The sequence below is a fragment of the Nonomuraea sp. NPDC049758 genome (genome assembly GCF_040674635.1).
Taxonomy (GTDB): Bacteria; Actinomycetota; Actinomycetes; order Streptosporangiales; family Streptosporangiaceae; genus Nonomuraea.
The window spans coordinates 263,093-275,056 of the sequence record NZ_JBFAMZ010000006.1; the positions used below are offsets into that span (position 1 = coordinate 263,093).

The following is an 11,964-nucleotide window of genomic DNA, read 5'->3' on the forward strand; positions in this document are numbered from 1 at the left end:
CGTCACGACAGCCGGACGGTCACCGTCACCGAAGCGCCCTCCAGGTCGGCCGTCGGCCCGAAGGCGAGCCTCAGCCGGTCGCCCGTCGCCGCCCCCGTGAGCAGCGGGTGGCCGCGCAGCACGCCGGCGACCGGCCGGTCCCAGGTCACGGTCAGGCCGTCCAGGTCGCGCCGGGGGTCGGCCACGGTCACGGTGGCCGTGCCCGCGGCGTCCTCCCTGACCAGCACGGCGCAGGGCCCGGAGGCGGCGAGCGGGCCGGCGGCGCCCTCGTTCCAGAAGGCGGCCGCGGTGACGCCCAGCGCGTCCACCCGGACGGCCTGCCGCCGCGCGGTGTTGGCGAGCACGCGGGCCCACCCGGGATCGGCGGCCCTGGCGACCGTGCGCGCGCGGCTCGCGCCCGGCAGCAGCAGGTAGACGTAGTCCGCCTGGTCCGGATCGACGCCGTGGTCGAGCCAGAGCGTGACGTAGTCGCGGTCGCCGCGCCGTTCGCGCAGGGTGCGCAGGCCGTCCGGCACCACGTAGCCGCCGTGGCCGTCGAGGTGCGCCCACCCCGCCCGGAGATCCGCGGTCAGGGGGGCGGCGGTCCTGCGGTTGTCCACGATCGTCTCGACCGGCACGCCGTCCGCGCCGCTGATCCCCGCGCCGAGGCAGACCACGGCGTCGTCGAGGAAGAACCACGACTTGAACGCCTCCATCGTGCTGTCGAGGCCGTTCAGGTGCTGGCCGACGACGGCGTGCGTGCCGTCCGTGGCGCCGCCGACCCAGCGGCCGGGCGGGCAGGTGTCGCCCCAGGCCGGGCCCGCGCCGTCGGGCAGCCGCCGGGTGGAGACGGTCGTGCCGGGCAGCCGGTAGGGGTCTACGGTCGTCCAGAACGAGTCGGAGTACTGGTCGGCGTGGCCGTCGGCCCACCAGTAGAGCATGCCGGAGCCGGTGTGCCAGCCGCGCAGGTTCTCGCCGTTGCCGTGCTCGTAGTGGCCGATCGTGGCGGAGGCCATGCTGAGCGCGGCGCACCAGCCCGGCCTGCGGTGCACGGCCCGCGCGCTCATCGGGAACAGCCGGTGGCCGACGGGCTCCGGCGCGGCGGGCACGGCGTCGTCGGCCAGGACGGCGGTCAGGCGGGCGTGGAAGGCCGGGCCGGCCTCGTCCGGCATGGGACGGCACGTCCGGCGTACCGCCCAGCCCTTGACCATCGCCTGCCAGCGGGCCCGGTCGGCGGCCGGGGCCACCTCGCCGAGCAGCAGGATCGCGGCGGCCAGCTCGCGGCCCCTGTCGTGGTCGCCGAACGGCTTCCTGCCGATCCCCCTGCCGCGCACCAGGTCCATGCAGAACCCGTCGTGCACGAACGGCGTGAACGACCGCTCCACCATGGCGAACACGGTCGGGTCCACGACCTCCCACGGCGTGCCGCGCAGCACCGCGAACAACGTCGCCAGCCCGGTGAGCAGCGTCACCCCGTAGCCGCCCTGGTAGGGCACGGTCGAATGCTGGACGAACGACCCGTCCCGGTAGAAACCATCGCCCTCGGAGACCACGCGGAACACCGGGGCGAGCGCCGAGACCGCCAGCGCCGCCTTGCCGGGGTCGGCCCTGAGCATGGCGCGCAGCACCATCACCACGCACAGGTCCACCCGGTTGGCGGCGGTGCTGGTGCCGCTGTAGTCGCCGAGACGGCTCTCGGGCACGAAGTGGTCGACCGCGTCCCGCAGCGCGGCGCTGCGCCGCTCGCCCAGGTGCGGCCCGACCAGCACGGCCGCGTCGAGCAGCGCCCTCGGCACGCCGATCTCCCAGTGCCACCAGTTGCCCGCCGGGTCGGCGCCGGCGGCGTACACGTGGCGGCGGTAGTGGTCGATCCCGGCGGCGACGGCGGCGGCCAGGGTGGCGTCGCCGGTCAGCCCCGTCCCCGGCAGCGCGTACGCGCGGGCCATGGCCAGCAGCCGTCCCGGCGTCGCGGCGAACGACGGGAACGGCTGGTCCGCCCAGAGCGACGTGCCCGTGTACGCCATGGCCGCGCGGTACCGGGCCGCCCGCCGCCCCGTCTCGGCCAGCCGCGTCCGGTACGGCTCCGCGCCCGCGTCGAACCCCGCCCCAAGCGTCACCTCGCGCCACTGGCGGCGCAGCCTGACGAAGGAGTCGTCCGGCGTGTGGGCGGGCTCGGCCCGGGCGAGCGCGCCCGCCGCGGCGGCCACGGCGACCGCGCCCGCCTGGAGGAGGAGTCGCCTGGACGGCCGGTGCACGCCTCGATTATGACCCCGGCGCCCGCGGGCCCGCGGGCGGTCAGACCTCCAGCAGGGTCTTGCCGTTCACCGCGCGGGCCTCGATCGCCGCGTGCGCCTCGGCCGCCCGCTCCAGCGGGAACGTGCGCCCGACGACCGCCTTGAGCCGCCCGGCCGCCGCCTCGGCGAGCGCGCGCACGGCCCGCTCGTTCCCGTCCTGGCCCAGGGCGGCCAGCTGCTCCAGGCCGATCACCGTGACGCCCCTGCGGTCGGCCTCCGCCGGATCGACGGTCGTGACGCTGCCGCTGGACGCGCCGTGCACGGAGAACCGCCCGCCGCGCGCGGTCACCTCGAACGCCTGGCGGCCGAGTTCGCCGCCCACGCCGTCGAAGACCACGTCGGGGCCGCGCCCGCCGGTCGCGTCGAGGACCTCCTGGGTCCAGCCGGGACGCGAGTAGTCGACGGTCGCCTCGGCGCCGAGCCCGGCGACCACCGCCAGCTTGGCCGCGCCGCCCGCCGCCCCGACCACCCGGGCGCCGGCCGCGCGCGCGAGCTGCACGAGCAGGCTGCCGAGCCCGCCGGCGGCGGCCTGGACGAGCACCCGTTCGCCGGGCCGGATCGCGACGTTCGCGAACAGGCCCACGGCCGTGTTGCCGTCGATGAGCAGCGCCGTGGCGTCGGCCAGCGCGAGCCCGTCCGGCACCTCGATCAGATCCGCGGCCCTGGCCACGACCAGTTCGGCGTTCCCGCCGCCGAAGCCCGGCGTACGGGTCACCACCCGCCGCCCCACCAGCCCGGCATCGACGTCATCGCCCACGGACAACACCAGCCCGCCGACGCCCGCACCCGGCACGTACGGCGGCTCCGGCAGCGGCGGCCCCGGCGTGAACCCCCGCCTGAGCTGCGTCTCGATGAAATTGATCTCGGCGAAGCCGACCTTCACCACGACCTCGCCCGGCCCGGCCACCGGATCCGGGACGGTCCGCGTCTCCAGCACCTCGGGCCCGCCGAACCGCGTCACCTGCACCACTCTCATGACCACTCCTCATCCCGGAAAACGTCCACGGCCAGCGTGCAACCTCAAGACGACTTGAGGTCAACTCGTCAGCCCGGCGCCCGCCCGCTTGATGGTCCTGATGATCGGCGCGGTCTCGATGTGCCGGATGGCGGGCAGCGCGCCCAGGCTGTCGGTGAGGTAGCGGTAGAAGGCGGTGTCGTCGCGGCACACCACGCTGGCCGCGAGGTTGGTCGGGCCCGTGGTCGCCCCGGCGAAGGCGACCTCCGGGTGCTCGGCCAGCGCTCGGCCGGTGGCGTCGAGGTCGGCGGGCGGCACCGACATCCACAGCTGGGCCTCGACCCGGTAGTCCAGGAGCTGGGGCAGCACGTCCATGTCGAAGAACAGGGCGCCGGCCGCGCAGAGCTGTTCCATCCGCCGCCGGACCGTGGACTCCGACCAGCCGGTCGCCGCCGCCAGGTCGGCGTGGCCGGTGCGGCCGTCGCGGGACAGCTCGGCCAGCAGCGCGTCGTCGCCGGGGCCGAGCGTCACGTCCTCGCCGGCGTCGCGGGGGGCGTATACGCGGCCGGCCCGCAGGTGGGCGACCTGGTCGGCGGAGAGCGCGGCGAGCCCGGCCCAGCCGATGCGGCCGCCGACGAACATGTGCAGGGTCCGGTGCGCCGACACCGCGAGCACCCGGTTGGTCCTGGCCAGCTTGGTCAGCAGCAGCGGCTCGCGTTCCCGGTCGAGGCGCTGGATGGCGCCGCAGGAGATCTCGGTGCCGCCGGACAGCAGGTGCACCCAGAACGTGTCGGGCCGCCGTCCGAGTGCCTCGGCGATCGAGGCGCCGGCGTCGGGCGTGCAGCGCAACCGGATGGCCCACGACTGGTGGCCGAGCCGCTGCCGGTCCACCACGCCGACGACCCGGATCCCGCCGCCGGACCGCAGCCGCCGGTAGCGGCGGGCCACCCGCTGGTCGGACACCCCCAGCACCTCGGCGATCCGACTGAACGAAGCCCGCCCGTCCACCTGCAACGCGTGCAGCAGCCCGCGGTCGACCTCGTCGAGCGTGACGTTTTCCACCAGATGAGGCTACAGAGCGCAGAAAACCGGCAGAAGCGCCTCGACGGCTAGGGTTATCCCCCGTCCGGGCCGGACCCTTGCCGCCATGAACACGACACTGACCCGTACGAGCTGGTGGCCGCTGGCCGCCGCCTGCCTGGGCGCCTTCATGCTCCTGGTGGACGTGACCATCGTCATGGTGGCCCTGCCCGGCATCACCGCCGACCTGAAGATGTCCTTCACCGACGCCCAGTGGCTCCTGGACGGCTACGCCCTGGCCCTGGCCGCGCTGCTGCTGGCGGCCGGCTCGGTCGCCGACCACGCCGGGCGGCGCAAGGTGTACCTGATCGCCCTCGGCGTGTTCGCGCTCGCCTCCCTGGCCTGCGGCCTCGCGCCCACCGGGGGCCTGCTGCTGGCGGCCCGCGTGCTGCAGGGGGCGGGCGGCGCCGCCATGATGGCCACGACGCTGGCCCTGATCAGCGCCACCTACCACGGCCGGGAGCGCGGCATCGCGTTCGGCGTGTGGGGCGGCGTGAACGGGGCCGCCGCGGCGCTCGCCCCCGTGCTCGGCGGGCTGCTCACCGAGCACCTGCACTGGCGGGCCGTCTTCCTGGTGAACCTGCCCATCAGCCTGGCCGCCGCCTGGATGACCTGGCGCACGGTCGGCGAGTCCCGCCTGCCGGGCGGGGGCCGGCTGGACCTGGCCGGGATGGGCACGTTCACCCTGGCGGCGGGCGCGCTCACGTACGGGCTGATCGAGGCCGGGCCGAACGGCTGGACGTCGCCGCGCACGCTGGCGCCGCTCGCCGTGGCGGTGCTCGCGTTCGCCGCGTTCGTGCTGGTGGAGTCGCGCGGCGCGCATCCCATGGTGGACCTGCGGCTGTTCGCGAACAAGGCGTTCAGCGGGATCATGGCGGGGGCCGGGCTGCTCATGCCGGCCGCGTTCGCCTGCCTGGCCTTCACCTCGTTGTGGTTGCAGCAGGCCGGCGGGCTGGGGCTCGGGCCGGTCCAGGCGGGGCTGGCGCTGACGCCGATGGCCGGCACCTCGCTGGTCGTCTCGGTCGCCGCCGCCCGCCTGCTCCCCCGGCTGACGGCGCGCGCCGCGGTCGGCGGCGGGCTGCTGCTGATCGCCGCGGGCGCGCTGCTGCAGGGCATGCTCGACGAGCACTCCACGTGGACGGCGCTCGCGCCGGGCCTGGTGGTGACCGGGATCGGCGTCGGCCTGGCCGTCCCGGCCCTCAGCTCGGCCGCCATGGCGCACGTCCCGCCGCACCGGGCCGGGATGGCGGCGGGCGCGGTCAACACCGTCAGGCAGCTCGGGTACGCCCTCGGCGTCGCCGCCTTCGGCATCCTGTTCCAGGACGGCATGACCGGGCCGGGTTCGTTCCCCTCGGCGCTGAACGCCGTCTACCTGGCCGCCGCGGTCACCGGGCTGTTCGCCGGGCTGCTGGTGCTGGCCGCCGTCCGGCCGGCGCGGTCGGCGTGAGCGGGGCAGTCGGCGCGGTCAGCGTGAGCGGGGCAGCGGCTGGCGGGCCAGCCAGGTGAGGGCGGCCAGCAGGTGCACCCGCCACCAGTAGCCGTCGTGGCCGCCGATCCACGCCGCGCACCGGTGGGCCACGCCCGCCCCGGCCAGGCGCGCGGCCAGCGAGCGCGCGCAGTCGAGCGAGGCCGGTTCGAGCGTGCCCGCGGCGAGGTAGCGGGGCACCCGTACGGAGGTGTCGAGGAGCTGCGGCAGCAGGTCGGGGCTGAGGGCGACGGCCGCGGCGATCCGGCCGGGGCACCGGTCGGCGGCGGTCAGCGCGAACGCGGCGCCCTCGGAGAAGCCCGCGCTGATCACGTGGCGCGCCTCGGGGAAGCCGGGCAGGACCTCGCCGACGACGAACGCCAGGTGCGCCGCGAAGCGCCGCGGGTCGGCGTAGGGCAGGTACTCCCTGGCCCGCCCGTCCGGGTACGGCCCCGGCGCGCCGGCGGCGTGCGGACCGGCCAGGATCAGCGGCGGCAGCGCGCCGGCCAGGATCGCCGGCTCCAGCACCCGGGCGTGCGACTCGGCGGCCTGCCCGTCGGCCAGCAGGCACAGGGGCATCGGCCGGATCGGGCCGGGCGGCCGGTAGACGGTGATCGCGCGGCGCTCGCCCAGGTGGACGCTGCTGATCTCGCGGGTGACCAGCGTGCCGGCGAGCCGGGCGGCCGTCGCGGGGGCGGGGGCGGCGCGGGAGCCGTGCCAGATCCGCTCCACCGGACGGCCACCGGGAGGCACCGCGGTGACGCCGATCACGGCCCGGTCCAGGTGCCGTACGCGCAGGGACAGCTCCCACAGGTCGGCCGCCCCCTTTACCGGCCACATCGGGAACCGCACGCCGGCGACGAGCTGGGCGTTCGGCCCCTGCCAGAGCACGTGCAGCACGTCGTCGTCCTCGCCCCAGACGGCCAGCGGCCCGCCGCTCAGCAGGGGCCGCAGCTCGGCCAGGGCGCGCCGCCGCCACACGCGCGCGAAGTGCTCGCCGTCGGGCAGCTCGTGGGCGTAGCGGCGCCTGGCCCGGCGGCGGTTGCCCCGCAGCAGCGCCTGGTTGCGCTGGGCGAGCGTCTCGCGGCCGGCGGCGGCGCGTTCCTCGTCCGTCACGCCGGCCTCGCCGAAGGCGACCTTGTCACCGTGGAACTCGATGGTCTGCACGGCGAGCCGATCACCTGGGGGCATACCTGTACCAAAGCCTGCCGGCCCGCCCGGCGCAAGAATCCCAGGTCAGTGGACGCGGCTCCGGATCAGCCGGTCGAGCAGGCCGTGCACCTGGGCGGGTGACAGGGCGGCGCCCTCGCGCAGGCACTCGGCCAGCTCGGCGGCGGGCAGCGCGCGCCGGATCAGCTCCTCCCGCTCGGCGCCGTCGGCCGGGTCCAGCTCCGGCGGCGAGAAGCCGACCCGGGCCCCGACCGCCTCGACCGCGCCGAGCAGGCGGGCGCCGTCCCGCGGCAGCCCGCCCGCGGTGAGCACCCCGGCCAGCGTGTGCGCCATGACCAGCCAGGACGTGACGTCCTTGTCCTCGTCGAGCATGCGCAGGATCGGCAGCCCGGACGCCAGCGGCCGGTCGGTACGGCCGCCCAGCAGGTCGATCTTCATCAGCAGCCAGGTCGAGGAGGCGGTGACGAAGCGGTGTCCCGTCCTGGTGGCCACCTCGATCGACCGGGTCAGCCAGCCGGCCGCCTCGCCCGTCTCCCGGGCGAACACCAGCAGCATGCCGAGCACCATCAGCGCCTCGGCGTGCAGCCACGCCATGCCGGCCACCTCGGCCAGGTCGAGCGCGGCACGGGCGTCGGCCAGGGCGTTCGGCGCCCCGCACATGCCGCCGAACAGCGCGCGGTAGGTCAGGGCGCGCCCCTCGGCGACCAGGTCGTCGGCCAGGCGGGCCATCCCGGCCGCCTCCCTGGCCCGCCGGCTCGCGGCGACGAAGTCACCGGCCAGGTAGTGCAGGCCGGCCATGCCGATCAGCGCCTGGGAGCGCACGCCGGGCTCGGCGTCGGGGTAGAGCTCCATGGCCGCCGACAGGCTGGCCAGCCCCTCGGCGACGTGGCCCCTGCGGTACCAGAACCACGACAGCAGGCCGGTGAGCCGCAGCGCGTACCCGCCGTCGCCGGCCAGCATCGCCGAGGTGAACGCGGCCCGGTGCTCGGCCTGGTCGGCGAGGAGCACCTCCATCGCGGCGGTCGCCCCCTCGCCGCGGATCCTGGCGTCGGCGGCCTCGGCGCGGGTCAGCACCCAGGCGCGATGCGCGGCCTGGGCCTCGGCCAGCTCGGCCGGGTCCTGCCGGGCGCGGGCGAACTCCTTGATCGTCTCCAGCAGCCGGTAGCGGCGCGGCGAGGTGCCGGGCTCGACCGCGACCAGCGACTTGCGCACCAGCGCGCCCAGGCCGCCCAGGACCGGCCGCCCGCACACCGCGGCCGCGGCGTCCAGGTCGAAGCCGGAGGCGAACGCGCCGAGCCGGTGGAACAGCTCGCGCTCGGCGGGTTCGAGCAGGTCGTAGCTCCACTCCACGGTACGGGCGAGCGTGCGGTGCCGCTGCGGCCCGGCGCCGTCGGTGAGCACGCTGAACCTGTCGTCCATCGAGGTGAGGATCTGCTCGACCGACAACATGCGGCACTGCCCGGCGGCCAGCTCGACCGCCAGGGGCAGCCCGTCGAGCCCCAGGCAGAGGCGTTCGGCGTTGGCCAGCTCGGCGGGCGTCGGCTCCCAGCCGGGCGCGGCGGCCCTGGCCCGGCTCAGGAACAGGTCGCGGGCGTCCGCCGTGGACAGCGGCGGCACGTCGTACAGGGCCTCGCCCGGCACGCCGAGCGTCTCGCGGCTGGTGGCCAGCACGCGTACGCCGCCCGCCCCGGCCAGCAGCTCGGACACCGTGTCGCGGACGGCCGTCACGAGGTGCTCGCAGTTGTCGATCACCAGCAGCGGGCTCCGGCCGCGCAGCGCGTAGGCCAGGCGTTGCCCGGTGACCGGCCCGGTGAGCCCGAGCACCTGGGCGATGGCCCCGGCCACCAGCGAAGGGTCGGCCAGCCCGGCCAGCTCGACCAGCCACGGCCCGTCGGCGTCGTCCCTGGCCCGCGCGGTCTCCAGCGCCAGCCGGGTCTTGCCGATGCCGCCCGGCCCGCTGAGCGTGACCAGCCGGTGCTCGGCGAGCAGCGCGGCCACCTGCTCGACCTCGGCCGCCCGGCCGACCAGCGCGGTCACGGGGAAGGGCAGGTTGCCGCCGCGTTCCGGCAGCGGCGCGGCGCCGCCGGGACGCAGCGCGTCGTCCTGGGCCAGCACCGCCGCCTCCAGCTCGCGCAGCCCCGGCCCCGGATCGATGCCCAGCTCCTCGGCCAGCACGCGGCGGGCGGAGCGCAGCGCGGCCAGCGCGTCGCCCTGGCGGCCCGACCGGTACAGGGCCAGCACCAGCAGCTCCCAGCCGCGCTCGCTCATGGGCTGCTCGGCGGTGAGCTTCTCCAGCTCCGGCACCACGGCCGCGTGCCGTCCGAGGGCGAGCTGCGCGGCGAACAGGCTCTCCCGCGCCGACAGGAACAGCCCCTGGAGCCGCGCGATCTCCGGGACGGCGAAGGCCGCGCCCGCGAACTCCCCGTACGGCTGCCCGCCCCACAGCTCCACGGCCTCGCCCAGAACGGCCAGCGCCGAGCCGTGGTCGCCCGACTCCAGCAGGAGCTGCCCTTCGGCGACCTTTCGGGCGAACCGCTCGGCGTCCACGGCGTCGGGCTCGACGCGCAGCGTGTAGCCGTTGCCGACGCGGGCCAGCACGCTCTGCGGCGACCGGCTGGTCCGGCCGGGTTCGAGTGCCTTGCGCAGCCTGGTGATGTAGGAGTGCAGGGTGGGCATCGAGGCGGGCTCGCCCTCGTCCCAGGCGGCGTCGAGCACCCGTTCGGCCGAGACCACCTGCCCGCGCGCCGCGACCAGCACGGCGAGCACCGCGCGCTGTCTCGGGCCGCCGAGCGCGACCTCCACCCCGTCGATCTCGGCCACGATGGGTCCCAGCACCTTGACGCGCAGCGCCACTTTCCACCTCGGTTCCGCGGCCCGGGCCGCCCCGGGTCAAGGAAGCTTAAATGAGGTTCGGCACCTTTGGCTGCTTTGTTATGACTTGACTCATTCGTCATCTCCCCAGTTCGGAGCCAGGTTCCTGGCGATCCGGATGTCGTCGTTGCTCGTGCCGGCGGGCACCATGGGCCACACCATCGCGTCCCGGTGCACGACGAAGTCCACCACCACCGGCCGGTCGTCGATCGCCATGGCCTGCTCGACGACCGCGTCCACGTCCTCTCTGCCACTGGCGGACCATGCCGAGGCTGCCGTTGTTGATGACGGCCACCTTGATCGGCACGCCCTCCAGCGCGCACACGGCCGGCTCCTGGTCGGTCATCTGGAAGCAGCCGTCGCCGTCGATCGCCCACACCGTACCGACCGCGCCCCCGTCGGCGTCGCGGACCTCCAGCGGCCCCAGAACTCGGAATTCCACGTTGTCCCACTCATCGGCTTCGCCCTAATTGATCACAGTATGGTCGGGCCGACTTGCAGGAGACTGGAACCCTCTACGTGCCCGCCCTGATCGGCACGACGTTGCCGGGCCCGCCGCGGCGGGGCAGCGCGAACCAGGTGGCCTTGCCGACCAGGTCGGGGTGGGTCAGGTAACGCTGGGGATGGCAGCCGTAGAAGCCGTCGGAGAGCCGGGCGACGATGCGCAGCCCCCGTCCGTGCTCGGCGGACGGGTCGGGGACCGAGGGGGCGGGCAGAGGCGGGCCGGCGTCCACGACGACGCACATGACCTCCTTGGCGTCCACGTGCAGGAGCAGCTCGTAGGGGCCCTCGCCGTACATGAACGCGTTGGTGACCAGCTCGCTCACCATGAGGACGGCGTCGTCCACGACGTCGTCGTGCAGGTCGAGCCCGGACAGCTCCTCCCGGATGATCGACCGGGCGTGGCCGACGGTCCGGGCGTCCGGGCGCAACGGCCATACGTACTGCATCCGGCTCCGCCGGGCCGACCGCAGCCTGGACATGGCCTCTCCATCCTGGGAAGGGCGGCGACGAATGCTCGTTTCAGTCAACACGAGACCTGCCTCCGAGTTGTCGGACATGCGGCTGTCCAAACCTGTACGCACGCAAGGGCCGTTCGGGTCGAACGTTTTCCGAGAAATCCTGACTTTCTTCGCGGCTCGACATGTCTTCCCAGGTCAGCGGGTACGGACAGGGCCATGAGCAGTCCTGACGAGAACACCCCCGACACCGACACCACGCCGCTCCTCGACGCGGCCAGGCGTCCGGCCGAGCGCCCGGGTGAACGTCCGGCCGGGCGTCCGGCCGGGCGTCCGGGCGTGGCGGGGAGGATCCCGGCGGAGCACAAGACCGCCGGGCAGGCGGCGCTGGAACAGGCCCTGTCGCAGGCGGGCAAGCACCTGGAGGACCTGACCGGCGAGACGCCCGACCGGCCGCGCGGCTAGCCAGGCCCGCGCCCCAGGACCGGCCGGGCCCGCGGCTACGGGCGGCCGATGCCGGCGCCCACCTCCTCGATGAGGTCGTCGACCCGCCTGGCCAGCTGCACGTCGAGGGCCGTCACCGCGCCCACGGAGACGGTCCTGACCACGATGGCCAGGCCGTCGGCGGTGTCGTGCAGCTGGGGCTGCCGGCCGTAGGTGGCCTTGAGCCGGTCGAGCGCGCGGCGGACGGCACGCAGGTTCTCCCGCGGCAGGGAGATCTCCCGGCGCAGCGCCGAGCGGTCACCGGTCCACAGCGGCAGGGTGGCGAGGGCCGCGGCGATCTCGTCGGCGGTGAGCGGGGCGGCGTGCCCCTTGGGGCCGGTGATGCCGCCGCCGCTGTCCGGCGGGTCGAACAGGGGGCGTACCTGCTCGGGGATGTGCAACCGGGCGATCAGCTCGGGGTCCTGCTCGGCGACGGCGGCCAGCACGGCCTGGGCCCTGATCCTGGCCTGCTCGGGCGGACGACGGCCGAGCAGCGCCGCCTGCCGGACGAAGCCCTCCTCGGTGCCGTCGTTGCGCGGATGGTCCATGGGGAAGTCGTTGGTCAGCTCGGGCGGCAGGGCGTCGATGAGCTCGCGCCGGTCGTCGTCGTCGAGCGTGCGGGCGAGCGTGGTCAGCGTGGCCTCCGCCGCCGCTCTGGCCGGGCCGGCGCCCAGGCCCGTCATGCGGCCGATGGACGCCAAGAGTGCA

At 75.4% G+C, this 11,964-nt stretch carries 9 protein-coding genes and 1 pseudogene; 2 read left to right on the plus strand and 8 right to left on the minus strand.

Features of this window, described 5'->3' with window-relative positions; genetic code table 11:
- Positions 1 to 2: 2 nt before the first annotated feature.
- Genes AB0J46_RS18115 through AB0J46_RS18125 form a run of 3 tightly spaced genes read right to left on the minus strand, consistent with a single transcriptional unit; the run spans position 3 to position 4,290 of the window.
- Positions 3 to 2,234, minus strand: a complete 2,232-nt coding sequence (locus AB0J46_RS18115) for a polysaccharide lyase 8 family protein (protein WP_364332805.1) — start codon at positions 2,232 to 2,234, stop codon at positions 3 to 5.
- 40 nt (positions 2,235 to 2,274) lie between these two features.
- Positions 2,275 to 3,249 carry a zinc-binding dehydrogenase gene (locus tag AB0J46_RS18120; protein ID WP_364332808.1) on the minus strand — a complete coding sequence of 325 codons (975 nt, stop codon included), beginning with the start codon at positions 3,247 to 3,249 and terminating at the stop codon, positions 2,275 to 2,277.
- Between the two features lie 60 nt (positions 3,250 to 3,309).
- The gene (locus AB0J46_RS18125) at positions 3,310 to 4,290 is read right to left on the minus strand and encodes an AsnC family transcriptional regulator (protein ID WP_364332810.1); all 981 of its coding nucleotides are present in this window, start codon (positions 4,288 to 4,290) and stop codon (positions 3,310 to 3,312) included.
- A gap of 85 nt (positions 4,291 to 4,375) precedes the next feature.
- Between AB0J46_RS18125 and AB0J46_RS18130 the strand changes: the two genes are divergently transcribed.
- Positions 4,376 to 5,755 carry an MFS transporter gene (locus AB0J46_RS18130; protein WP_364332813.1) on the plus strand — a complete coding sequence of 460 codons (1,380 nt, stop codon included), beginning with the start codon at positions 4,376 to 4,378 and terminating at the stop codon, positions 5,753 to 5,755.
- 18 nt (positions 5,756 to 5,773) lie between these two features.
- On the opposite strand, the gene AB0J46_RS18135 is transcribed toward AB0J46_RS18130, so the two are convergent.
- The 4 genes and pseudogenes from AB0J46_RS18135 to AB0J46_RS18150 all read right to left on the minus strand — a co-directional run bounded on the left by AB0J46_RS18135 (position 5,774) and on the right by AB0J46_RS18150 (position 10,797).
- The gene (locus AB0J46_RS18135; protein ID WP_364332816.1) at positions 5,774 to 6,964 is read right to left on the minus strand and encodes a hypothetical protein; all 1,191 of its coding nucleotides are present in this window, start codon (positions 6,962 to 6,964) and stop codon (positions 5,774 to 5,776) included.
- A 45-nt stretch (positions 6,965 to 7,009) separates the two neighbouring features.
- Positions 7,010 to 9,796 carry a BTAD domain-containing putative transcriptional regulator gene (locus tag AB0J46_RS18140; RefSeq protein WP_364332819.1) on the minus strand — a complete coding sequence of 929 codons (2,787 nt, stop codon included), beginning with the start codon at positions 9,794 to 9,796 and terminating at the stop codon, positions 7,010 to 7,012.
- A gap of 90 nt (positions 9,797 to 9,886) precedes the next feature.
- A pseudogene (locus tag AB0J46_RS18145) lies at positions 9,887 to 10,196 on the minus strand (thiamine pyrophosphate-dependent enzyme); the annotation flags it as partial.
- A gap of 133 nt (positions 10,197 to 10,329) precedes the next feature.
- Positions 10,330 to 10,797 carry an ATP-binding protein gene (locus AB0J46_RS18150; protein WP_352318303.1) on the minus strand — a complete coding sequence of 156 codons (468 nt, stop codon included), beginning with the start codon at positions 10,795 to 10,797 and terminating at the stop codon, positions 10,330 to 10,332.
- Positions 10,798 to 10,992: 195 nt separating this feature from the next.
- Here AB0J46_RS18150 and AB0J46_RS18155 point away from each other — a divergent pair, with 195 nt between their 5' ends.
- On the plus strand, positions 10,993 to 11,238 hold the full coding sequence (locus AB0J46_RS18155) for a hypothetical protein (RefSeq protein ID WP_364332822.1): 246 nt from the start codon (positions 10,993 to 10,995) through the stop codon (positions 11,236 to 11,238).
- A 35-nt stretch (positions 11,239 to 11,273) separates the two neighbouring features.
- Here the strand turns inward: AB0J46_RS18155 and AB0J46_RS18160 are convergent, their stop codons facing one another.
- The gene (locus AB0J46_RS18160; RefSeq protein ID WP_358291440.1) at positions 11,274 to 11,957 is read right to left on the minus strand and encodes a DUF2267 domain-containing protein; all 684 of its coding nucleotides are present in this window, start codon (positions 11,955 to 11,957) and stop codon (positions 11,274 to 11,276) included.
- Positions 11,958 to 11,964: the final 7 nt, after the last annotated feature.

What these genes read in the sequence shown, in the direction of transcription:
- AB0J46_RS18120 (WP_364332808.1), bottom strand. Translation starts at nt 3,249, where the DNA reads ATGAGAGTGGTGCAGGTGACGCGGTTCGGCGGGCCCGAGGTGCTGGAG.
- AB0J46_RS18130 (WP_364332813.1), top strand. Translation starts at nt 4,376, where the DNA reads ATGAACACGACACTGACCCGTACGAGCTGGTGGCCGCTGGCCGCCGCC.
- AB0J46_RS18135 (WP_364332816.1), bottom strand. Translation starts at nt 6,964, where the DNA reads ATGCCCCCAGGTGATCGGCTCGCCGTGCAGACCATCGAGTTCCACGGT.
- AB0J46_RS18150 (WP_352318303.1), bottom strand. Translation starts at nt 10,797, where the DNA reads ATGTCCAGGCTGCGGTCGGCCCGGCGGAGCCGGATGCAGTACGTATGG.
- AB0J46_RS18155 (WP_364332822.1), top strand. Translation starts at nt 10,993, where the DNA reads ATGAGCAGTCCTGACGAGAACACCCCCGACACCGACACCACGCCGCTC.